The sequence below is a fragment of the Bradyrhizobium sp. 63_E2_N1_3 genome (assembly GCF_052076005.1).
Lineage (GTDB): Bacteria > Pseudomonadota > Alphaproteobacteria > Rhizobiales > Xanthobacteraceae > Bradyrhizobium > Bradyrhizobium barranii.
In genome coordinates, this window is sequence record NZ_CP197235.1 from 912,160 (window position 1) to 938,156 (window position 25,997).

The window sequence follows — 25,997 nt, forward strand, 5'->3', positions numbered from 1 at the left end:
TGCCGACGATAAGGATGCAATTCCAGCGATTTGTACCCGGAAGGTGGATGGCTTCCCTCGACTCTGTCAGCCTCGCCATATTGCTCGGCGCCGTCCTCGTCATGGCCGGTATCCTGTCGAGCCTGCTTGCTCTGCGCTTCGGCGCGCCCCTGCTGCTCGTCTTCCTTGCCATCGGCATGCTCGCGGGCGATTCTGGCCCCGGGCAGCTTCAGTTCGACGACGTCCGCACCACCTATCTGGTCGGCTCGGTGGCGCTGGCCCTGATCCTGTTCGACGGCGGCCTGAAGACGCGCTTTGCCAGCATCCGCACCGTGCTCGCGCCGTCCGTTGTGCTCGCGACCGTCGGGGTGCTTCTGACCGCGCTGATCACGGCGCCGTTCGCCAAATACGCGCTCGACCTCAACTGGACGGAATCGCTGCTGGTCGGTGCCGTCGTGGCCTCGACCGACGCGGCTGCGGTGTTCCTGCTGGTGCACACCCAGGGCCTGCGCCTGCGTCCGCGCGTCGGCGCGACGCTGGAGGCCGAATCCGGCACCAACGATCCCTTCGCGATCTTCCTCACCCTGATGCTGGTCGAATACATCTCGCTGGGATCGAGCTCGGCGGGCCATGTGGCGATGGAGTTCATCCAGGAGGCGGTGCTGGGCGCCGTCGTCGGCTTCCTCGGGGGACGTCTCGTCGTCGTTGCGCTCAACCGGGTTGCGCTGCCGCAGGGCCTGCATGCGCCGTTTGTCACGACCGCGGCGCTCGTGATCTTCGGCGGCTCGCAGATCATGCACGCCTCCGGATTCCTCGCGGTCTATCTCGCCGGCATCATCATCGGCAACCGCCCGACCCGCGCGCATAATTCCGTGGTGGCATTCCTGGATGCCGCGACGTGGCTGGCGCAGATCGTGATGTTCGTGCTGCTGGGCCTGCTGGTTTCGCCGAGCCGGCTCGGCACGAGCGTGCTGCCGGCGGTCGGGGTTGCGTTCGTCCTGATGCTGGTCGCGCGGCCGATCGCGGTGTTCGTGTGCCTGGCGCCGTTCCGCTTCAACTGGCGCGAAAAGATCTTCATCGCCTGGACCGGCCTGCGCGGTGCGGTCGCGATCTTCCTGGCGTCGATCCCGATGCTGGTCGGCCTGTCGAAGGCCTATCTCTATTTCGACGTCGCCTTCGTCGTCGTCATCATCTCGCTCCTGCTGCAGGGCTGGACGCTGGCGCCGGCAGCGCGCAAGCTGCACGTGGCGCTGCCGCGCGCCGAGCGTGGTCCACGCCGCGTCGAGCTGGATCTGCCCGGCCAGCTCGAGCAGCAACTCGTCGGCTATCCGGTGCGGCCCAAGAGCCTGTATTTCCGCCGCGGTCTGATCCCGTCCTGGTCCAAGCCGACGCTGGTCATCCGCAACGAGAACATTTTGACCCCGACAGAAGCCGATCCGATCGCGCCCGGCGACTACATCTATCTGCTGGCCCCGCCGGAAAAGGCCGAGTCGCTCGACCGCTTCTTCGTCGACATGCAGCCGAGCTCGGCGCCGGATCCGCATCTGCTCGGCGACTTCATGGTCTCCGGCGAGCACACGCTGGCCGAGCTTGCCGAGATCTACGGCGTCAAGGTCGGCGAGGATGACGGCAAGCTGACCCTCGCCGACTATTTCGACGTCCATCTCGATCGCGCGCCGAAGGAAGGCGCCGAGCTGCCGCTGGACGAGATCGTGCTGGTTGCGCGCAGCATCTCCGGCGGCCGCGTCAACGTCGTCGGCCTGCGTCTGCCGGAGGACGAGGAGACGCCCGCGCCGCTGACGCGCCGGCAAGCGCTGCGGCGCAAGCTCGCGGATTTGTGGACGTCGGTGGCGGGGGTTTAGCGCTCACCATTGCTTGCGCGCCGCCGCCACAACCTCGCTGTCATCGCCCGGCTTGACCGGGCGATCCAGTAATCCGAGACGATTGTGATTGAACCGAGAAGCCGCGGCGTACTGGATGCCCCGCCCCCGTGCGCAATTGCGCACTAGGCGGGGCATGACAGCGATGGTGGGGCGAGGTGTCTCGGCAAGTCGTCAGCGCCCCTCACGTCAGCACCTTCACCCCGCCGAACGATGTCACCCGCCCCTGCTTCAGCATCACGATCTGCGTCGCGAGCTGGCGCAATTCTGCGACGTCGTGGCTGACATAGACCATGGGAACATTGGCTTCATCGCGCAGCCGCACCAGATACGGCAGGATCTCCAGCTTGCGGCCCTCGTCGAGCGCGCCGAGCGGTTCGTCGAGCAGCAGCAGGCGCGGCCTCGACAGCAGCGCGCGCCCGAGCGCGACGCGCTGGCGTTCGCCGCCGGAGAGCTTTCCTGGACGGCGATCAAGGAGCGCGCCGATGTCGAGCAGCTCGATGATGCGCCTGTGCTGGGCAGGATCGGGCGCGAGGCTGTTCATCCGCCGGCCGTAGTCGAGATTTTGCGCGACGTTGAGATGCGGAAACAGCCGCGCGTCCTGGAATACGTAGCCGATGCGGCGGCGCCAGGTCGGGACATGGATGCCGGCGGCAGTGTCGTCGACGGTCTCGCCGTCGATCACGATGGTGCCGCGGTCGGGCCGCAGCAGGCCCGCGATCATGTTGACCAGCGAGCTCTTGCCGGCACCGGACGCGCCGAACAGGCCGATGACGCGGCCTTCGCTGGTGAAGGTTGCGGAGAGCGAGAATTCGCCGAGCTGTTTTTCGATGTCGACGCGCAGCATGGTCAGTTCCCGTGCAGGCGTTGCGTGGCGCGGCGGGCGAACCATTCGGCGGCGATCAGCGCGCCGAGCGCGAGCACGATCGAGATGATCACGAGTCGTCCCGCGGCCGCGTCGCCATCGGGCGTCTGGATCAGCGAGTAGATCGCCGACGAAATCGTCTGGGTTTCGCCGGGAATGTTGGAGACGAAGGTGATGGTCGCGCCGAACTCGCCGATCGCCTTGGCAAAGCCCAGCACCATGCCGGCGAGCACGCCGGGCAGCGCCAGGGGTAGCGTCACCGTGAAGAACACTTTCCAGGGCGCCGCTCCCAGCGTCTCGGCCGCCTGCTCGAGCCGGCGATCGATCGCCTCGATCGACAGCCGCATCGGGCGCACCAGCAGCGGAAACGACATCAGGCCGCAGGCGAGCGCCGCCCCGGTCCAGCGAAACGCGAAGACGATACCGAGATAGTCGGCCAGAAATCCGCCGACGAGTCCCTTGCGACCAAAGGTGAGGAGCAGGAGATAGCCCGTAACGACAGGCGGCAGCACCAGCGGCAGATGCACGAGCGCATCGAGCACCGATTTGCCCCAGAAATCATGGCGGGCAAGCAGCCATGCCAGCGCAATGCCGAACGGCGTTGCGACCAGCGTGGCGATGACGGCGACCCTGAGCGAGAGCAGGATCGCCGTCCATTCGGCGGGAGAGATCTCGAGCATCAAGTCGTAGATATCAAGTCGTCGGGCTGATCAGGAACTTGAAGCCGTATTTTTCCAGAATGGTCTTGGCAGCGGTCGAGCGCAGAAAGGCGAGATAGTCGTTGGTCTCGGGCTTCGCGGTGGTGGTCGCGGCAACCGGATAGATGATCGCGGGATGCGAATCCGCCGGGAAGGTGCCGACGACCTTCACGCCGGGCTCGACCTTGGCGTCGGTCGAATAGACGATGCCGAGATTGGCCTCACCACGCGCCACCAGCGTCAGCGCGGCGCGCACGCTCTCGGCCATGGCGAATTTCGGCTCCGCAGCCTGCCATGCGCCCAGCTTCTCCAGCGCCGCCTTGGCGTATTTGCCGACCGGCACGGACTTGACGTCGCCGGTCGCGATCTTGCCGTCGCCCGCGAGCTTTGCGAGGTCGAAACCCTGCGCGATCGTGACGTTGTCGATCTTGGAGTCCTTCGGCGCGATCAGGACGATGCTGTTGCCGAGCAAATTGACGCGGGTCGGCTCGTTGATGGTCTTCTTGGAGATCGCGTAGTCCATCCAGTCGGTGTCGGCGGAAACGAACACGTCGGCCGGCGCGCCCTGCTCGATCTGCTTGGCGAGAACCGAGCTTGCGGCATAGCTGACGCTGAACTTGACGCCGGTCTTGGCGGTGTAGGCGGCGTCGATCTCGTCGAGCGCGTTCTTCATCGAGGCGGCGGCGAACACGGTGATGGTCTTGTCCTCAGCGGCGGCAGGCGAAAGGCTCGCGCTCGCGAGGAGGACGAAAGCGGTGAAAAGTCCGGCAATACGAATCATGGAATGCGCTCCGTGCGAGTTCGCGCGCGCGAACGTACGCGCAAATCTGGCGTTGGGGTGGGTTGGCGTGCGACGGGCGGAAGCGCTGTTCCACGTGTCCCCGCAACGACTTACGGCCGGCGGGGATATCGCAGCTGCGAAGATAGCAGGCTAAGCCTTCAGGTCAAAGGCGGCCGTTTGTCCAACCAAGCGACTTATTGTGCCGGCAGGATCGCGATCGACAGGGAATTGTCCTTGGCGCCGCTGACCTGGAGCACGAAAGGCTGTGCCGACAGCTCGTATTTCATGGTCTTGCGGATGCCGTCGCAATCGGTCGCGCCGCTGAAGGCCACGGGCTTGAGGAAATGCCCGTCCTGGACCACGTCGACCCAGGCCCCGGAGGACAGGCTGACGGTGTAGAGCCCGGCCTTCGGCGCCTTGATGCTGGTGAAGCCCGCGAAGGTGCCGTCCTTCGGCGCCCTTTCCGGCGGCGTCGGCAGCTTCGCGTCCGCTGGGGCCACCAGCCCCAGCGTGATGGCCGACGACGGCAAGGCCGCCTGCTCGCTCCCCGAGGCGAGCTTCGCGCGGACCGGCGCGGTGAGCGCGGCGCGCTCACGCTCGATCGGCCATTTGAACTTGTCGCAGCCGCTGGGCTCTTCGGCAGCCAGAGCGGAGGTCGCACTGAGCGAAAGCGCAGCGAGGAAGGTGAGGACGCGCATGTCAAATCTCATCGTTGGCCACGCGAACAATGCGGGGCTTGCGGTCATTGCTGAAAGGCGGGATGCGCGTCCCGACAGGGCCGCTCAGCTTACGGCAGAGCGGCAAGGCGATCCTAGCGCATTTCAGAGGATGGGAGCCAGTAATGACTCTGTCATCCCGGATAAGCGCAGCGAAGCGGAGCGCAGATCCGGGATCCATAGCCCGAGGGAGGAATTTGACGAAGACTCGGAGTTACCGCTTCGCTCAACCACCGCTCCCTGTGGTTATGGATCCCGGGCTCGCGCTTCGCGCGCCCCGGGACGACAGCGGTGGGTGAGGCGGCAGCTTGCCCAGCCAGCCGCCTATTGCTTCGCATCCACCGCGTGCAGCACCGCCTTGCAGGCCGCCGGCATCTGCGCCAGCGTCATCGGCGGCTTTGGCTTCGGCGGCTCCGGCGGAGGCTTCGGATGCAGCACGGCGTCGCTGAACCAGTAGGCGAGGTCGGACGGCTTGCAGCCTTCGTCCTCGGATTGCGACGACTGGCCTTCGCATTCGCTCGAGCCCGCCGGGCAGCGCATGCGGATGTGGAAGTGATAGTCGTGGCCCCACCACGGCCGGATTTTCGACAGCCATGAGCGGTCCCCCTTGGCCTCGCGGCACAGCGCCTTCTTGATCGCGGGATTGACGAAGATGCGCTGCACTGCCGGCTCCTGCGCTGCGTCGCGCAGCACCAGCACATGAGCAGGCGTGAACACCTTGGGGTCGATGTCGAGCCGGTCCTGGCGCACCATCATCACCGCCGACAAGTCCTCGCGCTCCTCGCGTGACAAACGACGGTCCGGCATCGGCGTCAGCCAGATGTCGGCATCCAGGCCAATTTGATGGCTGGCATGGCCTGACAGTGCCGGCCCGCCGCGCGGCTGGGCGATGTCGCCGACCAGAATGCCCGGCCATCCCGCGTCCTTATTCGCCCTGGCCGCGAGCCGCTTGATCAGCGCGATCATGTCGGGATGACCGTAATTGCGGTTACGCGACAGCCGCATCACCTGCCAATTGTCGCCGTTGAGCGGCATCTGCATGGCGCCGCCGATACAGCCCTTGGTGTAGGAGCCGATGACATGAGCCGTTCCCTTCGACGGCAGCAGCTTTCGCGCGAACAGCTCCTTGGCGCCGATGCTGGGATCGTTTGGGTTGGCGAGCGGCGGTAGCGGTTTTGGGTTGACGCTGCCCTTGTCCTGGGCCGGCGCGGCGCCGGCGGTCAGGAACGTCATGACAAGCAGGAGAGGGGTGAGGCGGCGGGGACTCATGCTGTCATCCTTATAACGCAACGCGGCGTCAGGGTTAAGAAACAGTCCTTCGGCCGAAATATTGTCCGAAAGTCGCAGTTCCCTACGCGCGGCCGGCCGATTTTTAACGACGCGATAACCCTCTCGTGCATTGACCAAAATTCGTGCGTGGGAGGCGTGCTCCCAGCCCTCTGTATGCATTCGCGCGCGATCTCGGAAATGATTCAAGGCAGCGCGCAATTTTGCGCCATCGCGTTCTCCGATGACGACGATGTGATGGGCTTGGCGCGCCCGGCGGCGCTGCCGCGCCGCGCAAAGCGGCAATGAGGGCTGCTTTTCTGCGGCCACCAGACTGTGCGACCGACCGACAAGCCACCCAAGATTACTTTTTTTTCAGACACTTGCCCCAAAACTTGCGGCCACTGGGCGCGACTGGGACGCATCAAGTTGAGTTTGGGGTTTCGAAAAACAACAAAGCGAAAGGGAGGCGTGCTCGCCCGGGCTCGCCGACAGCCGCGCAAGCCGCGCTTCGCGCGCGCGCCTCAATCCGTTTCCGAACGCGACGAACTCCTGCGCCGCCGCGCCGAGGCGGAGGCGGCGATTGCCGAGGCCCGCAAATCCCATGAGCGCCTGCGCCAGGCCATCGACCTCCTGCCGCAAGGCATCGTGTTTCTCGATGCCGAAGGCCGTTACGTGCTCTGGAACAGGAAATACGCCGAGATCTACAGCAAGACCGCCGATCTGTTCGAGGAAGGCGCGCGCCTCGAGGACACGCTGCGCATCGGCGTCGCGCGTGGCGACTATCCCGAGGCGGCCGGCCACGAGGACGAGTGGATCGCCGAGCGGCTGCAAAAGCTCTATCAGTCCGGCGCGCGCCACGAGCAGATGCTCGCGGACGGCCGCGTCATCCTGATCGACGAGCGGCTGACCGACGACGGCGGCGTGGTCGGCCTGCGCGTCGACATCACCGAGCTGAAGCAGCGCGAGGCCTCGTTCCGCCTGCTGTTCGACGGCAATCCCGTCCCCATGATCGTCTGTGCGCTCGACGACGAGCGCATCCTCGGCGTCAACGATGCCGCGATTTCCCATTACGGCTATAGCCGTGCCGAATTCGAGAAGCTGAAGATCCGCTCGTTGCAGGCTTTCGACAGCGAGCCGCCCTGGACCACCGATCGCTCCAGCGAGGAGCAGGCCGCACGCACCTGGAAGCACGTCAAGGCCAACGGCGCGCTGATCGACCTTGCGATCTATTCCCGCGAATTGACCTATGCCGACCGGCCCGCGGTGCTGCTCGCACTGATGGACATCACCGAACGCAAGCGCGCCGAGGCGCGGCTCGCCTTCATGGCCCAGCATGACGGGCTGACCGGCCTGCCGAACCGCAATCTGCTGCGCCAGCAGGTGGACGAGATGCTGCTGCATATGCGGCGCAGCTCCGACAAGGTCGCGCTGCTGATGCTGGGGCTGGACAATTTTAAGGCGGTCAACGACACGCTGGGACACGCGGTCGGCGACAAGCTGCTGCGCGGCGTCGCCAAGCGGCTGCGTTCGACCTTGCGCGAGGAGGACGCGCTGGCGCGGCTGAACTCCGACGAGTTCGCGATCGTGCAGAGCGGGCTGACGCGTCCCGAGGACGCGGTGATGCTGGCAAAACGCCTGTTGGAAGCCATCGCCGATCCCTATCTGCTCGACGGCCATTCCGTAGTGATCGGCGCCTCCATCGGCATCGCGATGGCGCCCGGCGACGGCGATGATTCCGAAAAGCTGCTCAAGAGCGCCGACATGGCACTGTCGCGCGCCAAGGCCGATGCCCGCGGCACCTTTGCGTTCTTCGAGGCCGCGCTCGATGCCAAGGCGCAGAGCCGGCGCAAGATCGAGGTCGAGCTGCGCGACGCGATCCAGAACGACGTGCTGCGGCCCTACTATCAGCCGCTGATCGACCTCCAGAGCGGCCGCATCACCGGCTTCGAGGCGCTGGTGCGCTGGCCGCATGCCGAGCGCGGCATGGTCTCGCCGGCCGAGTTCATTCCGGTCGCCGAGGAAACCGGCCTGATCAATCCGCTCGGCGGCTTGATGCTGCGCCGGGCGTGCCTGGACGCCGCGACCTGGCCTGACGATGTCCGCGTCGCCGTCAACCTGTCGCCGCTCCAGTTCCGCAGCGGCAATCTGCTTTCGGTCGTCACGGACGCGCTGAAACATTCCGGCCTGCCGGCGCGGCGGCTGGAGCTCGAGATCACCGAGACGTTGCTGCTCGAAAAGAGCGCGCAGGTGCTGGCGACGCTGCATGCGCTGCGCGCGCTCGGCGTCCGCATCTCGATGGACGATTTCGGCACCGGCTATTCCAGCCTCAGCTATCTGCGCAGCTTCCCCTTCGACAAGATCAAGATCGACCAGTCCTTTGTGCGCGATCTCGGCGCCAACCGCGAGGCCCAGGCGATCATCCGCTCCATCGTCAGCCTCGGCAAAGGCCTTGGCGTTACCATCACCGCCGAGGGCGTCGAGACCGAAGCCGAGCTGAGCTGCCTGCGGGCCGAGGGCTGCGACGAGGGCCAGGGCTTTCTGTTCAGCAAGGCCCGGCCCAACGCCGAGATCATCAGCCTGCTCGCCGCCCAGCGCGGCATCGATGGTGACGAGAAGGCTGCGATGGTGGCGTAAGGCGGGGCTGCCCCTTACCTCGCCCCGCTTGCGGGGAGAGGTCGGAATGCGCGCGTAGCGCGGATTCCGGTGAGGGGGTACAGGTCCTTCAACGACCGCCCGTGTGGAGAGATGCCCCTCACCCCAACCCTCTCAGCGCGAGCGAAGCTCGTCGCGGCCCCGTAAGAACGGGGCGAGGGAGCGCAGCGTCATTGCGGCTGTAGTTCAGCGTCCCTCCGCCAAAATCGCCTTCCCCACATCCTCATAATGCGTATCCCGCGCCTGGATCTGCTGCGCGATCGCGTGCATGTCGCGAAAGCGCCGCTCGAACGGATTGCTGCGGAACACCGCAGTCGCGCCGGCCATGTGATAGGCGGCGTCGACTACCTTGGCCGATTGATGGATGGTCCAGGTCGCGGCGAGGCGAACGGCGCTGCGATGCGCCGGGCTGAATTGGCCGGTCGCGCAGAGGTCGTGCCACATCGCATTCGCCGTCGCATAGAGATAGGTGCGCGCAGCGCGTAAGTCGCCCTCGGTGCGGCCGATCAGGCCCTGGACAGCCTGGTTGTCGCGCATGGCGCTCGCTGCCAGCGACTGGTGCTTTGCCCGCGACAAAGCAATGGCGGCATCCAGCGTCGCGCGCGCGACGCCCAGCGAGACCGCGGCAAAGCCGAGGCTGAAGGTCGAGCCGGTGCCGATCCTGTAGAGCGGACCCGTCTCACGCAGCGCGGACGGCACGTCACGGAACGCCGTGAAACGCTCGGGGATGAAGAGGTCGCTCACTTCATAGGAATCCGTGCCGGTGCCGGCGAGCCCGATCGCCTGCCAGACGTCGTGCAGCACCGCGCTCGCAACCGGAAACAGGATGGTGCGAACCTCTGGCGAGCCGTCGGCATTTTTCCGCGGCGTCCCGTCGGCTCCGACGATGCGGACATGCGCCCCCAGCCAGCTCGCCTGCCGCGAGCCCGAGGCAAAATCCCAGCGCGCTGTGACGCGATAGCCGCCCTCGACCGCACGCGCCTCATGCGCGATCGCGCCCCAGGCGAGGATGCCGGGCGGCCTGTCGAAGATCTCGCGCGCAATGTCGTGGTCGAGCGAAGCCGCGATCATCGCGCAGACGCTGCATTGGCCGAGACACCATGCGGTCGAGGCATCCGCCTTCGCGATCTCCTCCTGCATCTGCATGAAGGTTTCGATGGGGGCTTCCGCACCGCCGAGACTCTGCGGCAAAAGCGCGCGATAGAGCCCGCTCTCGATCAAAGCCGAGACGACGGTCGGCGTCAGCCGACGGGAGCGCTCGATCTCGTCCGCTTCGCGCGCAATCAGTGGCGCGATTGCCCGGGCACGTTCAACGAGATCGAAGCCTTGCGGCCTGTTCATGCGTCACCTCGTCAGGCCGCAGCGCGGCCGAGGTCGAGCGATTGCCTGCGTCTTGTCGGAAAACTCAGCGCCACCGCGACGGCGGCGAGCCCGATCGCGAAGGAGCCGGCGTGCAGCCATGTGTAGCGTTGGAAATTGTCGAACACGAGCCCGCCGGCCCACGGACCCAGCGCCATGCCGAGGCTGGCAAAGGCCGACACCGCGCCGAACACGGTGCCCATGATGCGCGCGCCGAAGTACTCGCGGACCAGCACGGCATAGAGCGGCATCACCCCGCCATAGGCGAGGCCGAACACGACCGAGAGCGCGTAGAATTCGCCGAGCTGCGCCACCGCGAGATAGGTCACGATGCACATCGCCTGCACGAACAGGCCGCCGACCAGCACGGGCTTGGCGCCGATGCGATCGGCTGCCGCGCCGAGCAGCAGGCGTCCGCCGAGCCCGGAGACGCCGGCGACGCTGTAGACCGTCACCGCGGTGAGCGGGGCGATGCCGCACACCATCGCATAGGACACCATGTGAAAGATCGGACCGGAATGCGCCGCGCAGCAGGCGAAATGCGCGGCTGCGAGCGCGATGAATTGCGGCGTGCGCAGCGCCTGCGCCGCGGTCAGCTCGATCTCCGGTGCCGCGTCGGTGCTCGCCGGGCCAGCCGCCTGCGGCGCCGGCCGCACCAGGAAGCAGGCCGGGATCAGCAGCGCCCACGCCGCACAGCCGATCACCAGCATCGCGGTGCGCCAGTCATAGGCCGTGATCAGCCAGCTTGCGGTCGGCGCGATCGTCACCGGCGACACGCCCATGCCGGCAGAGACCAGCGCCACCGCGAGGCTGCGGTTCTTTTCGATCCAGGCGCTCGCGAGCGCCATCATCGGCGCGTAAAAGCTGCCGGCGGCGACGCCGATCAGCACGCCGAAGAAAAGCTGGAATTGCCATAGGCTGGTTGCCTGGCTCGCAGTCACGAGACCGAGGCCCAGCAGCAGGCTTCCGGCAAGCACCACGATGCGGGTGCCAAACCGGTCCGACAGCGTGCCCCAGAAGAACGCGGCAACGCCCATGCAGAGGAAATCCAGCGTGGCCGCCGCCGACACGCCCGCGCGCGACCAGCCCATCGCTTCGGAGATCGGCTGCAGGAAGACCGCAAGCGACAGCATCGTGCCGAAGCCGACACAGGTCATCAGCGCTCCCGCAGCGACCACGACCCAGCCATAGTCGAACCCTGACGGCTTGCTCATCCGTTTCCTCTGCGCTTTTGCTCTTGTTGATGGTGCGCGCGGGGATGGTGGCCCATCTGTCGGCCGAGGGCAAGATTACGCGCAATGCGCGGGTACAGAGCTCGTTACCTTGCAGCGCCTTGAGCGTCGGCATGCGCCATGGGCCACCGCAACACCGACTTAGGATGTGTCTTGTGCCGCGGTTTCGCTGCCCCCGCGTGCCCGTTCCATTTGCCCCGGCCACCCGTACGCCGAGATCAGGCTCATGTAGGCCTCAGAATCCGTGCCGGTCATATTGAGGGAGCGGCTGCACTGTTGGAGGGCTTCTTCATATTGACGGAGGTGCAAGTGTGCGACGCAGAGAAGCCGCGCTGCGATGGTATCCTGCAAGACGGCCAGGTTTGCGAGGTCGCCGTCGAACCTATCCGACCAGATGTCGCGGGCGGTCTGAAGGTCGGTCAGAGATACGTTGACCCGCACCTGGTCTCCGTTGCGTCTCACCGCGCCCCGCACGGCCCAGCGGACGCGGAGATCCGTCCCGAGCTGCTGCAGATCGACCACCTTCTTCTTGTAGGTCAAGGCGGTGTCGCGTCCAACAACGAGAGTGGCGGGCGTTCGCGCGAGATCGGTCGTCAAGCCTGTCGAGATCAAGTCGGCAAAGGAGTCCTGCGCCGGACCGTCGTTGAGGCTGGCGAAGGGCAACACGACGAGAGAGAGGCGAGGCGCGATCTCGGGCCTGACTGTCGGCTGTGGCTGGATATTTTGAGCTTCCCGTTGTGCGTCGGTACGGACTGTCTTCCAGGCATTCCAGTATCCGGCAACGCCACCGGCAATTGCGCCGATGGCGGCGACCGACGCCAGCACGCTGCCGACGAGCTTCAAACGGCCTCTGAGGTCCTCCAGCCAGCCTGCGGATCGCCGTTCGCCAACAGCGTGTGCAGAGGCAACCGGGATCGTAACCGCTGCCGTGGTTCCTGGTTGCCGATCCTCATCGTGCACGGCGCCCACGAAACGAAAGCCCTTGCGTGGAAATGTCTTGATAAGACGTTGTTGCTGACCGGAGTCACCGATCGCGCGCCGGACGGCGTTCAGCCGGGTCGTCAGCGCCGCATCGGATACGATCCGGCCATTCCAAATCGCGTTGACGAGATCGTCCTTGCTGACGACGCGATCCCTGCTGCGGATCAGATGTTCGAGCAGATCGAGAACCTGGGGTGTCGTGGGCACCACATCGAGCCCGCGCCGCAATTCGCGCCGCTCGGTGTCCAACGCACAGTCCTCGAAGAAATAGCGCATGGCACCATTCTCCAAGCCTGCCCTCTATTCTCCGAGGGCGCGGGAGCAATAATCCGTGGAGAATAGGCCTTCGCTCCCGAAAACTAAGCCGCGAACATTGGTCCACCCCGTCAGGGGGTGCCAAGGTCGTGCTTTTCCGGAAGGCCCGCTTCGCAGAGACCCTTCTCGAAGATCGCGAAGTCATCTGCCCGGCGAAACGGTGCCAGATTCTCGAGATTGGCACGAAGATCTGGATTGCATTCAAGGGCTTGCAGGAGGGATCGTTGCGCTCGTTCACGCCGCCCAGCGAATGCGTTGCTGGCTGCGGCAATGCAGGTCACGAGCAGGAAACTCGTCTGACCACGCAATGCGGTCTCGGCGCATGATACCGCCGCGTCATAGCGGCCCGCCAGAAAATGCGCATACGCCATGGCTCCCTGCGCGTCGTAGTACATGGGCGGATCGAGCGGGCTAAGTCTCACGGCATGTGCGGCGTGCTCGAGGGCGAGATCCGGCTCTCCCCTCCAAACTCTCAGCCAGGCACTGGTGGCCCAGGCTTGCGCGAAGTTAGGGTTGTCAGCCAAAGCTCGATCCACGAAAGCAGCCGCGTCGTCGAACTCATGGGCTATGAAGGCGAGTGCATATCCACCCACGGACAGTGCAACCGGATCATTTGCCCCCAGTTCTACCGCCTTCCGGGCCAGCCGGGTGGCTTCCGCAATTTCCTTCGCGGGATCGCTGATCCAGCCGTTCGCCTTGCGCCGGGTATAGCACCAGGCGGCCATCGCATAGCCACAAGCCAGTCGAGGGTCGAGTTCGGTCGCCTTGCAAAAGAGCTGCAGCGCCTCGGTGTTTGCGTTGTTGGACCAACGGGATTTCGCCAGCCCGCGCAGATAATGATCATACGCATCCAGATTTTCGGGCGGCTTCCGCCTTGCCCGCTTGATTTCCTCACGCTGCAGCCTCGGGGCGATTGCGCCTATGACACTGGACGTCAGATTGTCCTGCAGATCGAACATGTCCTCGATCGGGCCCTCAAAGCGGTCTGCCCAGAGATGCGTTCCAGTTTCGGCATCGATCAGCTGCCCCGCGATTCGAATGCGATTTCCGGCTTTGCGCACGCTGCCTTCGAGTACATAGCGGACACCAAGCTCGCGGCCGACCTGCTTTACATCAACGACCCGGCCCTTATACGCAAAGCTCGAATTGCGTGCGATCACGAACAGCCAGCGAAAATGAGCCAGAGCCATCGTGATTTCCTCCACGATGCCATCTGCGAAATACTCCTGTTCGGGATCGGAGCTGAGGCTGACGAAAGGGAGTACGGCAATCGAGGGCTTATCCGGTAGCGGGAGGGCCGCTGTTCTCGCTTCTGACCGGTGAGGGACGGTTGAAGGATCCGGCTCCCGTACTTCCCGAACGGCTCCGACGAAACGGAAGCCCTTGCGCGGGATCGTCTTGATCAGGCGCTGCGCTTCCCCGCAATCGCCGACTGCCGTGCGGACGCCATTGATGCGGGTCGCAAGCGCGGCCTCCGATACGATGCGCCCCTTCCAGATCGCGTTCATGAGGTCGTCTTTGCTGACGACACGCTCCCTGTTGCCGATCAAGTAGTCGAGAATGTCGAAGACCTGTGGCGCAACGGAAACAGCATCGGCCCCGCGATGCAGCTCGCGCCGATCCGTGTCGAGCACGTATTCATCGAAGAGATAGCGCAAGTTGCCACTCCCGTCGTTGGATGAAGCCGCCTCTGCACCTGCTGGGGCGTAAAGTAAGGCGCCGGTCAGGAAAATGTAAGCTGCACGTCAAGCGTGCCCGGCGAAGTCCTGACATCCTGCCCTCGGTAAAGGTATCGCCAAGGGATATCGCCGATGAGTACCATCAACGGCGTTGCACAGGTGCGACGGACTGCCACACCCGTGCAGCAAGTGACCAGCCTTTTCCTGCGGGTCTGGAGCGCATGGCAGAAGCGCCGAAGACGGCTGAAGGTACAAACCGCTCTCTGTGCCCTCAGCGATCGGGAGTTGATGGATATCGGCGCGACGCGCGCCGATATGGACTACATTGCCTTGCAGCAAGGCCGCGCAAGGCCCGATCGTCCGGCACCCTGGCGCATTGGCAGTGCGCTTGCGATCCTGTTGGTCGTCAACCTGTTCAGCTTGATTTCCGTAGATCGCGCCGAGGCTCAATGCACTGCGCAGGATGGTTTGCGGAGGCAGCTGGCGGTCAAGGTCGACCCGCCGGCTCCCAGATCGGAGATTCCGGTCAGCTCGGCTGCAGATGTCCTGGCGTGGAAGACGATCCGGATAGGAACATTCACGGATACGTTCGCTCTTCGCAGCGCGATGAGCGCAATGGGCTGCGGCGTCGGAAACGCGGCTGATGAGATACTCGCTCGACCGGCCTTTACCCTAAGTCGCAAGAAGGCGGAGGTTGAGCTTGTTGCCGTGTCGGTTGCGGAGCTCGGCTTTCAAGGCGAGGCTTCGCTGCGGGAAATCTATGCGCGTGCACAACAGCTCGGTCTTGCTCTGGCGCCCGCCGAAATCGCGCCGCAGCTGAGACTTCAGTATTTGGACCAGCCGATCGGTGAGTTTCTCACCATCGGGATGGAGCCTATCGGAACGTGGGCGGGCGAAGCGGTCGTCCTGACGGTGGCGAATGGCGGAGCAGGCCTCATCCTGATCGGCCAGGATGGCCGTGAGGACGCGCAGATATCTGCGATATCCCGTTTTGTGTTCGTGCGACCCGGCTCATCCATGGCTCCAGAGACCGCAGCGATGGCCAGGTAGCATGCTGCGATCTCATTTGGTCTGGGCTCGATCAGGGAAACGGGTGATGATCACGCGTCGTGATGTGTTGTCGGCGGCCGCTGCGGCGTTCGCCGCTACGCATATTTCACCGCGGGCTCTTGCACAGCCGATCGCGAGAACCGCGCATATCCTGACGGGCTTCACGCCGGGGCTGCAGGATGGGTTGGCGCGGCTCGTGGCGGGCCAGATGAGCGGCTATGCGGAAACCATTGTGGTCGAGACCCGTCCGGGCGCGGCCGGTCGCATCGCGGTGGAGGCGGTGAAGAGCGCCGACGCCGACGGATCGGTCATGCTGTTCGCGCCGCTCGGCTTCATGATGTTCTTTCCGCACGTCTACAAGACACTGAGATACCATCCGCGGGATTTCACGCCTGTGTCGACCGTCGCCTCGACCCCGACATTGCTGACGGTCGGTCCCAGCGTGCCGGCCGACGTCAAGACGCTGGCGGACTTCGTGGCCTGGTGCCGCGCCAATCCGAAGCACGCCACCTTTGGTTCGCCGGGCGCCGGAACCTCGCTGCATTTTCTCGGTGCGATGCTGGGCCGCAGCGCCGGCTTCGATTTTCTTCACGTGCCCTATCAGGGCGGCGGTGCGATTCAGGATCTGGTCAAGGGCGTGATTGCCGCGACCGTCATGCCGATCGGCAGCTCGCTCGGACTCGTCCAGTCCGGAGATCTTCGCGCGCTGGCGACCACCGGACCGCGCCGCAGCCTGTTTGTTCCGGCGGTACCGACGATGCGGGAGGCCGGATATCCGTCGCTCGAGGACCTCACATGGTTTGCGTTCTTCGTTCCGGCCAAGACGCCGGCGCCGATCGTCGATAAGCTCAACACCGCGATCCAGGCGGCCTTGCGCACCGACGAGGTCAAGGCCGGCATGGCAAAGCTGGCCGTCGAGCCCGACGCGATCGCCATGGAAGACTTCGCCCGGCTGATCGCATCCGAATCCGACCGGTGGAAGGCGATCGTTCAGGCAACGGGGTTCGTCCCGACCGATTGAAGCGGCATTGACAGGAGGCAACACATGAGCGGGCCGGCATCCGTGCATGATCTCGTGCAGTCGCATCGCATCACCGCGGTGATCTATGCGGCGGCGAAGCTCAATCTCGCCGAGGCCATCGGCGATGAGGCGAAATCGGTGACCGAGCTCGCCCGGCTGGTGTCCGCCGATGAAAGTGCGCTGCGCCGATTGCTCGTTGGCCTGACGACACTTGGCCTGTGCAGGCAGGCCGACCGCGACCGGTTTGCCATGACCGAGCTCGGCCGGCAGCTCGACGAGACCGCCGACCCCTCCTTCAAGGACTGGGTTCTCTTCGAGGGCGAGATGCTCGCGCAATCCTGGCTCGGACTGGTCGAATCGGTTCGCTCGGGCAAGAGCGCGGGCGAGCTGCGCGGCGATGGCGACGATCGCTATGCCGCGACGAGCAATGCGCCGGAATTCACCCGCCGCTTCAACGCCGCGATGGTCAGCCTGACGCGGAGCATCGTTCCAAGGATCGTTGCGGCCCACGACTTCGCGACCGCGCGCGTTGTCATGGACCTCGGTGGCGGCACCGGCGAATTGATCGGCGGCGTGCTCCAGCGCAACCCGCATCTTGAGGGCATCGCCTTCGATCTCGCGCGCTGCGAGGCGGGAGCGCGGGCGCATTTTGCCCGGCTTGGCATCGCCAATCGCTGCCGGTTCGTCGCCGGCAGTTTCTTCGAGAAGGTCCTGGGCGGCGCCGACACGATCCTGATGAAGAGCATCCTGCACAATTGGAGAGACGATCGTTGCGAGGTCATTCTGCGCAACTGCCGGGACGCGCTGCCGGCCAGCGGAACGTTGATCGTGATCGAACGGATCATGCCGGAGCCTGCGACGACTGAGACCCAGGACCGCTCCTGTGCCATGAGCGACCTCAATATGCTGCGGGGACCTGGTGGCCGCGAGCGGACGGAAGCCGAGTACCGCAGGCTTGGCGTCCTCGCCGGCTTCGCCTTCGTCGGCACCAGCGGTGTCGGCTCGTTCAGCCTGGTCCAATTCCGAAAGGTCGGGCACTGACTGCCGTCCGTTGGGACGCCAGTCGAGTCTCATCCCATCAGGCCTTGGCGCAGGATCGATCAGCAGCCCCGGCAGACGCCGGAGATCTTGCGATCGACGTTGGCATCCTCTTGGTCGAGGAAATCCAGCGATCCCGAACTTGCCGAGGGCACGTCGGAGGCGTGGGGCTGGCGGTGACCGACCGGGGCCGTCCACGGCCTGGTGGTCGTTTCCTTTCCGGGCAGCGACGGGTGGAAAGGTTGCGCCGAAGCTGTGCCCATCGTCGATACGATCGTGACCACAATCAGCATCTTTGAGGTGATCATAGGTGTCTCCAAATGCATCCCGCCCTGCATGTGCGGTTCAGACATTCAGATTTGCATCGAAGACCCGCTATTCCCTGTCATCGCGGAGGCGTGATACCGCCGTGGTCCGGCCTTCCGGAACGACGTTTGTCAGGCCGGCGCTTTCCTGCCGATCAGACCGAAGACGATCATGACGAGGCTGATGCCGCGGACAGCACCCGAGACCTCTCCGACCGTGCGCATCAGGGCGGCAGGATCATTGGACCACGGCGTCATGTCCCGCATCGAGAGGAAGAACAGGACGGCGAGCACCAGCAGGACCGAGCCAACGGCAATCAATCGCCAGTTTCGCTTTCGCATGACAGACACTCCCCCGTATCGCCCACAGATGGGCGGGGCCGTTTAGGACGCAGGGAGATAGTGTCGTCGAGCCCGGGTCGGGTTCAATGGCCACGAGCCGCATCGAACAAATGTGACCCTCATCCCCAATTTGTTCGCGGCCGCTGGTGGGTGGCCAACAGATGTTTTGACTTTTTTGTGTTTTCAACGCTTTGACGGCTCGACCCTGTCGGCATGGACCAGTCTCGATCGTCCTTGGATGGACTCCGCACACGTCAGTGATGCCGTCACCTAGAAAATCGAACCAGGAGCTTATGTTCATGAGGATCACCGTAGAAACCACCGTAGCAGCCCCCATCGATCAGGTCTGGCGTGCCTATACGACACCTGCTGACATCATGGCGTGGAACGCCGCGTCCGACGACTGGCATACGACCAAGGCTACGGTCGACCTGCGGGAAGGCGGGGTCTTCTCGTCGCGCATGGAAGCCAAGGACGGCAGCATGGGCTTTGACTTCGCCGGGACTTACACGACGATCGTCGAACACAAGCTGATCGAATATTCATTCGGCGATCGCAAGGCCGAAGTCGAGTTCGTGCCCGGGGCGAAGGGCGTCGTCGTCCGCGTTGTCTTCGATAGCGAGCCGACACACTCGGTTGAGCAGCAGCAGGGCGGCTGGCAGGCGATCCTCGACAACTTCGCGCGACACGTGCAAGCGAAGCAGAAGAAGTCGTGAAGCCGTGCGGGGGCAGGAGATGTCCCTGACGGGCGCCGTCGGCTTTCCGCGCAGAGTACCTGACGGAAATTGATCAGTCGAGGAATAGCCGGCTTCGGGGGCAGTCGCGTCGGTTGCCCCCTCAGCCGGCGACCTCCGGTTTGCGCCGGGCTCACCGGCGCGGTGGGCCAACAGGTGACGTCAAGCTGCTACGACGGCTCCACGCCCCCCGCGCGCGTCTCCGGGGGCGCGCCACGCCTCAGGGGAAGCGGCTGGTCGCCAAGCAACACCTTCACCACCACGTCACGCGCATTGCCGGGATCAAGCGAGTGCTTGGCGATCAGGTCGCTACAGTCGGCGACGATCTGGTCGGCGTCCTGCATGATCTTGAGCTCCTTGTAGCGATCGTGCCGATGCAGGCCCATGCTTTCGCCGACCACTTCAAGGATATTCATGATACGAAATGGCCAGTCGCGCTCGTGCGCGCACAGTTCGCGATGATCGGAATGATAGACCGCGACCAGTGCATCGACACCTGCATCGCGCGCCGCCTCAAGCTCCATGAGTTGCAATTCGCGCTTGTACTTTGGAAGCGCGCCGACATCCACGCTCTGCAAACCCACCGCCGGCTGGTTCAGATCGACGAGTTCGATACCGGGTACCGCCGTCAAGATTTCAGCGGCGGATTCCACGACGCCGGCCACGCCGGGATGCCTGTGCAGCGCGACCCGCATTTCGACCCTGCGTTGAAGGTGCGGCTTTAGCTGCGCCAGCCGGTCGCCGAGAAAGCGCATGAACGGGTTCATCTCGAACGGGCGGGACCCGTGTTGTCGCTCCACCGTTGGCAGGATGGTCTCCGTGTACTGGACGTAGCACGACGGGCACCAGGAGATCACCTGCCCCGAGTTCGAGTGCGACAGCTTTTCCATCGTACTCGATCCCATACGACCGGCCATCTCTGCGTCGCCAGACTTGAGCTGGAGAATGCCGCAACAATGGCTCGGTCCGCCCATCACCTGGTAACTGACGCCGAGCGCGTCCATGATATCGAGGGCAAGCAAGGCGATGTGCGGCGTCTTGAGCACATTGCAGCCAGTGTAAAACACGAAATCCGGCGTTTCAACGGGCGTGGCGACCGACGCCGATCTCTGACCCAGTCGTTCGAGCACGTCCGCATCGAGTTGCAGGCGCGAAAGCACGTTCACGCCACGACTGCCGTCGCGGTACCTCTCGACACCCCGCCGGCGCCGTTCCGCAAGCTCATTGTCCGACTTCGCGATGCCAAGCCGCGCCATGCTCAGCAGGAAACGCGGATTGACGCCATAGCTGCACGCCTTGATGCATGCCCCGCTTCGCATGCAGGACAGCGCCCATTTGCGCGACGCTTCCGGGCCGTTGCCGGTACGCACCAGCTCGAGAATGCCGCCGATGATGTCTTCGGACTTTGTCGTCCGCGAGATGCCGGCCGGCTCGACACTCGGACAGGCCTCGACGCATTTCCCACATCGCGTACAGGCGTCGAGCATGTCTTCGGCATATTCAGCCAGGGACGTCTCGAAGGGGACCTCGTTCATCGGCTGCATGACCAACTCCCAGGCCTGCTGGAGGATCGGCTACGTGCGGCATACGACAGCGCCGGAACCTAACTCACAATTGGCGAGCTGTACACGAGCAGGCCGCAATGGGGATTTGTCGCCTTCGGGTCAATCGCGTCTGCTGCGCGCTGGGTGAGCCCGCTGCCGGCGTGCTCTTACTACCGGACCACCCGTGACCGATCTGGACTTCGCATTCGGGTCAACAGGCGACGTTCGTTAGCCGGCACGGCGACCGTCAGAGCAAGGCCGCTCTGCTCCGGTCCCCGAAGGCCATCTCGGGAGATGGGGAGGATTATTTCTACCCGCCCTGCGGTAGCCCTTAAGGCCTTTGTTGGATGTTGACTCGCCTCTTGCGGCACGGACGATCCGGCACCAGCTTTCACAGGTCAAGTAGGGACCGGCGGACGATGATCTCCGTTGTTGTCGGGTCACGACAACATGCCGGTTGACCGACGATCTCTACGTTGGAGGGTCAACTATTTCGCCCCGCACGCCTCTGGCGCTTCTCATCATATCCCTGGGTGCGATCGCCGCGGTGTGGTGGTGGCTGGCCATACCGATCAACTTGGCGCGCGCGCCGATCGATCCGAATGCCAAGCTGCAATGCATATCCTACGCGCCCTTCCGCAACAACCAAACGTCGGAGTCGCCGACACCAGTGCCGCGGGACCAGATCGCGGAAGATCTCGCCCAGCTTGCCAAAATAACCGACTGTATTCGTACCTATGCGACTGATCTTGGTCTCGATCAGATCCCCGAACTTGCGTCCAAGGTGGGGCTGAAAGTCATTCAGGGAATTTGGCTCGATAGGGACCGACGGAAGAGCGCGACGCAGATATCCACGGGCATACGCCTCGCCCGGCAATATCCGGAAACCATCACCGCACTCGTGGTCGGCAATGAGGTTCTGTTGCATCGGAAGATGACACCTTCCGATCTTGCTGCCTTGATCCGCTCGGTCAAGGCACAGGTGCCGGTCCCCGTCACCTATTCCGACGTCTGGGAGTACTGGCTGCGCTATCGGGAACTCGGTGACGCCGTCGATTTCGTCACCCTTCATATCCTGCCATATTGGGAAAATGTCCCGGTCGCGGCGAAATCTGCCGCTGCTCACGTCGACGCCGTCCGAAAGCAGGTGGCGTCGGCGTTTCCGGGTAAGGAAATCCTGATTGGAGAAACAGGTTGGCCGAGCGAAGGGCGGATGCGCGAGTCGGCGCTACCATCGCGCACCAATCAGGCGCGGGTGATCTCGGAGGTCCTCGATCTTGCCCGGCGCGAGAATTTCCGCGTCAACCTGTTCGAGGCGTATGATGAATTGTGGAAGCATGAGTTCGAGGGCACCGTCGGCGGATCGTGGGGCTTATTCGATTCCACGCAGCGCACGCTGAAATATCCGCCCGGCATCCCCGTCAGCAATTATCCGCTCTGGAAACTGCAAATGAGCAGCGGAATGGCGCTGGCGATCCTGGTGTTCGGCGCTGCATGGCTGACCTTGCGCCAGAAGCCCTCGCAGCCCCGGCTCATCTCATGGTTTGCGGTCGGAATATCGGCAACCACCGCCGGAGTCTTGTTTGGGGTGGCCGCTCAAAAGATGTTCTATGAAAGCTACGGCGCGGGCAGCTGGCATCTGTGGGGCGCACTTCTGGTGGCGGCAACTGCCTCGCCGCTGTTCGGCGCCAACGCCCTGATGTCCGGGCGCGCACCGCCCACATTTTTGGAATTGCTGGGTCCGGAGCACTACCGGACCCCATCGGGACTGGCGATCATGCACGGATTGATCTTGATCGTAACCATCGTGATCGGCACTGAGACGGCGCTGGGCCTGGTGTTTGACCCGCGCGAAAAGGATTTTCCCTTTGCGGCCCTCACTATGGCGGCGGTCCCTTTCGCGGCGATGACGCAGCTCAATCGCCCGAAGAAGGGAATCCGCCCCATGGCGGAAGCGATGTTTGCCGTCGTATTCCTGGTGGCAGCCATCTATGCGGCGCTTAGCGAAGGACCGGACAATTGGCAGTCGCTATGGACTTGTGCTGCCTATATGCTGCTTGCGGTTACGCTGTGGCGGGCGCGCGCTTGAGTAAACCTGGCCAGCCGACTTCCGTTGTGGGTCAATCGCGTCACTATGGCCGCGTGCCGATCTCTTCCGGTCTACCTCTGTGAACGGAAATCGTCAGACTGCACCGGCACGTCTCACACGGGCCAGAAGCGGACCCACGACCTAATCCCGAAATCCTGCCCTCGATCGCTCGCCTTCATATGCAAGCCAATCAGAGGATAATCTGTCGTATTGAGGTTTACTTATTGGAAATGAAGCGAGCCGCTGAATGCCATCTCCCATAGAATAGATCGCCACCGTGTACTCTCGGCCCCGTTGATCCGGTGTGCGGGGAATGGCGATGTACCTTCGGTGTTCGCTACGCTGGCCTAGGAAAACATCGAGCACTTGGCCGACTTCAGCTTTGCCTTTGAGAGTCTCCGTGATTCTCAGACGGGCGAACCATACATCGTTGGTACAAAGCTCGCAGTGACGGCCACCCATCCATATTACGGGTTGCTGCAAGCGAACTCTCGCAACGACGACATCCCTAGCGTCGGGAGACAAATTGTTCAGTGCCTCTACGAGATTGTCTGGCGCGCCTTCTGAAAAATACGCAATGGGCGTCTTGTTCTCCATCGCCGAGGAACGCGGCGGACCGACAATGATTGCGCTCATCATCGCAGCGACAAGAGCTAGGCTTCGCTTGACCGATTTCATCTACAGCACTGCGCACCGAATGGTTGTAGTGGCACTATAATCCAGTTTTGAGAAGTTGAACAGATTAGGTCTGCTTTGGGTCAAAATGCGAAGAACTCAGAGTGAGCAAAGTCAGCCCGCTCTACTCCGCCAAGCGGACCTCAATGAAAGGTGTCGCCACTTCGCTGATGGGCCAGCAGCAGACATTGATCAGAGACGAAAACCCAACTTCACCAACGTCGTTGGGGGGCGGACTGACTTCAGTATGCCGGAGCGCAAGCGTGAACTAGCCCACATTGGGAGACCCGTGCGCGTGCTAAACTGCACTGTGCGCGCCAACTAACTTCGGTTCGACAAGAACTGGACGTTTCGCGGAGTAGGCCATGGACGAAAATCGTCGAAACGCACTTTCCACGGAATACGGCGAGGTCTGCAGCAACTTTCGGACGCTGACCGACATCCGGTTCAAGTTGCTGGGTCTACTGCCGATCGCGACCGCCGTAGCCATTGCGCTCAAAGTCGACCACATTGATGGCCGGAGCTTTGTGTTCTCGTTGTTTGGCCTGATCGCAACGATCGGGCTCGTGACCTACAATACGAGAAATGACGAGCTGTATGATGAACTCGTGAGACGTGCCGCATACATTGAACGAAGCCTTGGTCTCGCGGATGGAGCATTTGCCAACCGCCCGCGCGCGTCGCTCAAGTTTCGTCTTTTCGGCATCCCATGGAAAGTCGACCACCGAGTAGGTATCGGCACGATTTACCTTGCGTCCATCGCTGTTTGGCTTTTCCTGGTCTTGGCGTCGTTGTCGGCTTGGCTGGCTCCGGAGGCCTCGGTATTGGCTACGCTGGCTGCTTTTGGGCTCGCAGTCATTGCGACCTGGTGGGCGAGGACGTGGATCAAGCGTAAGAAGAAAGAGGTCGATGAGGAAAAGAGATCCTTGGCCATCGAGGCCGTTCAAAAGGCGTTCTCAACCGATTTGTCGCGAGGCACGGCGGACGGGGGGCTGATAGATTTGTGCTTCAAGCTCGCGGACGAGAAGACGCGCGAAATCATCGCCAAACGGGCTCAGTTCTATGCCGGAATCGATCGCGACTCCTCAATCTACTACCCGCCGGGCGTCTCAAAGGAACAGGCTGCATGTCACTTGGTGGCGCTACTCACGGATTTGCCACCGCGGTGGCTGTTCGATTGCGCCACAAATCGAAGAGGAGACATGCCAGAGAAAAGTCCCGTATTGTTCCCGCCCCGCGCTGACGAGGTAAGGTGATAGCGCATTGATTTTCCGCTTTGGGTCAGAAGCACCAGCCTGGACCTTTAGCCGACGACTTCCGGTCTGGCACCAGCTTCGGAAGTTCTCTCGCCGCGCGGAAAGTGGCGCGATGGGCCAAGGGGCGACATTGTCCGCGAGCGGCTGGCGCCAGAACAAATGTGAGATAGTTCATATCGGGCGCGTCGCCGACGTGTTGCCATTCCGATGTTTCCGGCGAAACTTCATTTCTTTCGCCACCGTGGCCGGTGCGTATCGCGCTACGGTTCGGACTGTGCGGGAGGCGTTGAATGGTCAATATCAAAGTTCCTCTTAATCCAGTGCAGAAACGCGGCTTGTGGCCGCCCAAAGGCGGGCGCGAATATCCGGTCTTGGATACGGACGACTGGTGGAAAATTGCGGCGCGCGAGCACATAGATGCGTGGGCGTTAATCGAGTTCAATTTCCAAACGCACGTTCCTGAGGAGGTGAATTGGTATTTGCGAGAGCTCGTGGGTTGCCGCCACAGCCGTGACGGGGGGCGCAATTACGCGTTTATCGGGGCTGACCCGAAGCTGCGCAAAATCTATCTTCCCGCTATGCCGCCTCCGCCCCCACCTGCACCCATACCCTGGCCCGACAAACTCAAGAAGCTCCAGTACGAGGTGGAGCATTCGAACGATCCACAAAAGGAACGGTTCCTCTGCATGCTCAAGGCGATGGAGAACCGCCGTGATGATCGCGTGATCTTTTGGTCCACCATAGCCCCGGGCCCCGAGTGGGTTGCTCCGCTTGGCGTTGAGGGAAGAGGGATTGGGAAAGCGTTGATCGATTCGCAGTGGCTCTATAAAAATATAAAGACTGTGCGGGATGTGGACCTTCTTCCGTATGGCAACGGATTACCGAGAAGCGATACTTTCGTGATCAGCTTCCACAAGTATCTGTTTGAAACGGCTTCGCCTTCCGTCGGCATACTGCGCGCGGCGAACGCAGAAATTGTCAAGACGCATGTCATGTTGGATCGTTGGGCGAACCAAAGCATGGGTGGAAGTGCGTCGATGCCGACGTGTTATCGCGCAATCAAAGAATTTATTCGCTTACAGGAGCAAAGTGATTACCCGTCTGTGATCAACTGCATCGTGACAACTGGCGCGTAGCCAGTTCCCTGGGCGGATGACTGCACCAATCCCCACCGCTTCAACGATTGCGGAGTCATCTGCTTCGGCGGCGTTAAGTCCACCGACACGTACCTCGCACTCGCAATTCACCACTTCAACAAAGAGATCATCGGCTGGCTGGAACCGGCGGCAAACAGCATCTCACATTTAGTTTGATCACCTCGTCGGTGGGCCGCTGGAGATGCAACGACACGTCGAGGTCGAGCGCTTTTTTTGGCGGTCTTGAAGTTGATCACCAATCGAATTTGGTCGGCGCCTGAATAGGCGGGTTGTAGCCCTTCATATTGGGTACGCTGGAACGCGACCGATGTCTCAATCGGGTCAAAATGCGAAGAACGCAGAGTGAGCAAAGTCAGTCCGCTCCACCCCACCAAGCGGGC

22 protein-coding genes are annotated in these 25,997 nt (G+C 63.2%); 9 read left to right on the forward strand and 13 right to left on the reverse strand.

Annotated elements, in window-relative coordinates; all coding sequences use genetic code 11:
* Positions 1-47 precede the first annotated feature (47 nt).
* On the forward strand, positions 48-1,841 hold the full coding sequence (locus AB7531_RS04215; RefSeq protein ID WP_063980718.1) for a potassium/proton antiporter: 1,794 nt from the start codon (positions 48-50) through the stop codon (positions 1,839-1,841).
* Positions 1,842-2,043: 202 nt separating this feature from the next.
* Here the strand turns inward: AB7531_RS04215 and modC are convergent, their stop codons facing one another.
* The 5 genes from modC to mepA all read right to left on the reverse strand — a co-directional run bounded on the left by modC (position 2,044) and on the right by mepA (position 6,188).
* Complete coding sequence (modC, locus tag AB7531_RS04220; RefSeq protein WP_063986040.1) at positions 2,044-2,706, reverse strand: molybdenum ABC transporter ATP-binding protein; 663 nt, start codon at positions 2,704-2,706, stop codon at positions 2,044-2,046.
* A 2-nt stretch (positions 2,707-2,708) separates the two neighbouring features.
* Positions 2,709-3,404, reverse strand: coding sequence for a molybdate ABC transporter permease subunit (gene modB, locus AB7531_RS04225; RefSeq protein ID WP_028148288.1), 696 nt, complete (start codon positions 3,402-3,404; stop codon positions 2,709-2,711).
* 13 nt (positions 3,405-3,417) lie between these two features.
* Positions 3,418-4,203: a molybdate ABC transporter substrate-binding protein gene (gene modA / locus AB7531_RS04230; RefSeq protein WP_063980719.1), complete on the reverse strand. Its 786-nt coding sequence runs from the start codon at positions 4,201-4,203 to the stop codon at positions 3,418-3,420.
* Positions 4,204-4,397: 194 nt separating this feature from the next.
* Positions 4,398-4,901 (reverse strand): hypothetical protein, encoded by a 504-nt coding sequence (locus tag AB7531_RS04235; protein WP_063980720.1) that lies wholly within the window; start codon positions 4,899-4,901, stop codon positions 4,398-4,400.
* A 342-nt stretch (positions 4,902-5,243) separates the two neighbouring features.
* Positions 5,244-6,188: a penicillin-insensitive murein endopeptidase gene (mepA, locus tag AB7531_RS04240; protein ID WP_063980721.1), complete on the reverse strand. Its 945-nt coding sequence runs from the start codon at positions 6,186-6,188 to the stop codon at positions 5,244-5,246.
* A gap of 468 nt (positions 6,189-6,656) precedes the next feature.
* Between mepA and AB7531_RS04245 the strand changes: the two genes are divergently transcribed.
* Complete coding sequence (locus tag AB7531_RS04245) at positions 6,657-8,822, forward strand: putative bifunctional diguanylate cyclase/phosphodiesterase (protein WP_441279906.1); 2,166 nt, start codon at positions 6,657-6,659, stop codon at positions 8,820-8,822.
* Between the two features lie 204 nt (positions 8,823-9,026).
* Here the strand turns inward: AB7531_RS04245 and AB7531_RS04250 are convergent, their stop codons facing one another.
* From AB7531_RS04250 to AB7531_RS04265, 4 genes are all read right to left on the reverse strand, one after another.
* Complete coding sequence (locus AB7531_RS04250) at positions 9,027-10,181, reverse strand: acyl-CoA dehydrogenase family protein (RefSeq protein WP_063980723.1); 1,155 nt, start codon at positions 10,179-10,181, stop codon at positions 9,027-9,029.
* Positions 10,182-10,192: 11 nt separating this feature from the next.
* Complete coding sequence (locus tag AB7531_RS04255; RefSeq protein WP_063980724.1) at positions 10,193-11,413, reverse strand: MFS transporter; 1,221 nt, start codon at positions 11,411-11,413, stop codon at positions 10,193-10,195.
* A gap of 159 nt (positions 11,414-11,572) precedes the next feature.
* Entirely contained in the window at positions 11,573-12,688 is a 1,116-nt protein-coding gene (locus AB7531_RS04260; RefSeq protein WP_063986041.1) for a winged helix-turn-helix domain-containing protein, read from the reverse strand.
* 110 nt (positions 12,689-12,798) lie between these two features.
* The gene (locus tag AB7531_RS04265) at positions 12,799-14,385 is read right to left on the reverse strand and encodes a winged helix-turn-helix domain-containing tetratricopeptide repeat protein (protein ID WP_063980725.1); all 1,587 of its coding nucleotides are present in this window, start codon (positions 14,383-14,385) and stop codon (positions 12,799-12,801) included.
* Between the two features lie 153 nt (positions 14,386-14,538).
* On the opposite strand from AB7531_RS04265, the gene AB7531_RS04270 reads away from it, so the two are divergent.
* Genes AB7531_RS04270 through AB7531_RS04280 form a run of 3 tightly spaced genes read left to right on the forward strand, consistent with a single transcriptional unit; the run spans position 14,539 to position 17,518 of the window.
* Entirely contained in the window at positions 14,539-15,456 is a 918-nt protein-coding gene (locus tag AB7531_RS04270; RefSeq protein ID WP_063980726.1) for a hypothetical protein, read from the forward strand.
* Between the two features lie 46 nt (positions 15,457-15,502).
* Positions 15,503-16,477, forward strand: a complete 975-nt coding sequence (locus AB7531_RS04275) for a Bug family tripartite tricarboxylate transporter substrate binding protein (protein WP_084794947.1) — start codon at positions 15,503-15,505, stop codon at positions 16,475-16,477.
* Between the two features lie 24 nt (positions 16,478-16,501).
* Entirely contained in the window at positions 16,502-17,518 is a 1,017-nt protein-coding gene (locus AB7531_RS04280; protein ID WP_063980728.1) for a methyltransferase, read from the forward strand.
* Positions 17,519-17,577: 59 nt separating this feature from the next.
* Here AB7531_RS04280 and AB7531_RS04285 read toward each other — a convergent pair whose 3' ends face one another.
* Both AB7531_RS04285 and AB7531_RS04290 read right to left on the reverse strand, forming a co-directional pair.
* Positions 17,578-17,823 carry a hypothetical protein gene (locus AB7531_RS04285; protein WP_063980729.1) on the reverse strand — a complete coding sequence of 82 codons (246 nt, stop codon included), beginning with the start codon at positions 17,821-17,823 and terminating at the stop codon, positions 17,578-17,580.
* Positions 17,824-17,952: 129 nt separating this feature from the next.
* Positions 17,953-18,162 carry a hypothetical protein gene (locus AB7531_RS04290; RefSeq protein WP_063980730.1) on the reverse strand — a complete coding sequence of 70 codons (210 nt, stop codon included), beginning with the start codon at positions 18,160-18,162 and terminating at the stop codon, positions 17,953-17,955.
* A 299-nt stretch (positions 18,163-18,461) separates the two neighbouring features.
* Here AB7531_RS04290 and AB7531_RS04295 point away from each other — a divergent pair, with 299 nt between their 5' ends.
* Positions 18,462-18,878 (forward strand): SRPBCC family protein, encoded by a 417-nt coding sequence (locus AB7531_RS04295; RefSeq protein WP_063986042.1) that lies wholly within the window; start codon positions 18,462-18,464, stop codon positions 18,876-18,878.
* Positions 18,879-19,066: 188 nt separating this feature from the next.
* Here the strand turns inward: AB7531_RS04295 and AB7531_RS04300 are convergent, their stop codons facing one another.
* Entirely contained in the window at positions 19,067-20,440 is a 1,374-nt protein-coding gene (locus tag AB7531_RS04300; protein WP_063980731.1) for a (Fe-S)-binding protein, read from the reverse strand.
* A gap of 529 nt (positions 20,441-20,969) precedes the next feature.
* Between AB7531_RS04300 and AB7531_RS04305 the strand changes: the two genes are divergently transcribed.
* Positions 20,970-22,529, forward strand: a complete 1,560-nt coding sequence (locus tag AB7531_RS04305) for a glycoside hydrolase family 17 protein (protein WP_084795330.1) — start codon at positions 20,970-20,972, stop codon at positions 22,527-22,529.
* 141 nt (positions 22,530-22,670) lie between these two features.
* Here the strand turns inward: AB7531_RS04305 and AB7531_RS04310 are convergent, their stop codons facing one another.
* A complete protein-coding gene (locus AB7531_RS04310) occupies positions 22,671-23,207 on the reverse strand; it encodes a hypothetical protein (RefSeq protein ID WP_187387909.1) in 537 nt (178 codons plus the stop codon).
* A 362-nt stretch (positions 23,208-23,569) separates the two neighbouring features.
* Between AB7531_RS04310 and AB7531_RS04315 the strand changes: the two genes are divergently transcribed.
* Together AB7531_RS04315 and AB7531_RS04320 are read left to right on the forward strand one after the other, a co-directional pair.
* Positions 23,570-24,460, forward strand: coding sequence for a hypothetical protein (locus AB7531_RS04315; RefSeq protein WP_063980734.1), 891 nt, complete (start codon positions 23,570-23,572; stop codon positions 24,458-24,460).
* A 290-nt stretch (positions 24,461-24,750) separates the two neighbouring features.
* A complete protein-coding gene (locus AB7531_RS04320; protein WP_187387910.1) occupies positions 24,751-25,596 on the forward strand; it encodes a hypothetical protein in 846 nt (281 codons plus the stop codon).
* Positions 25,597-25,997: the final 401 nt, after the last annotated feature.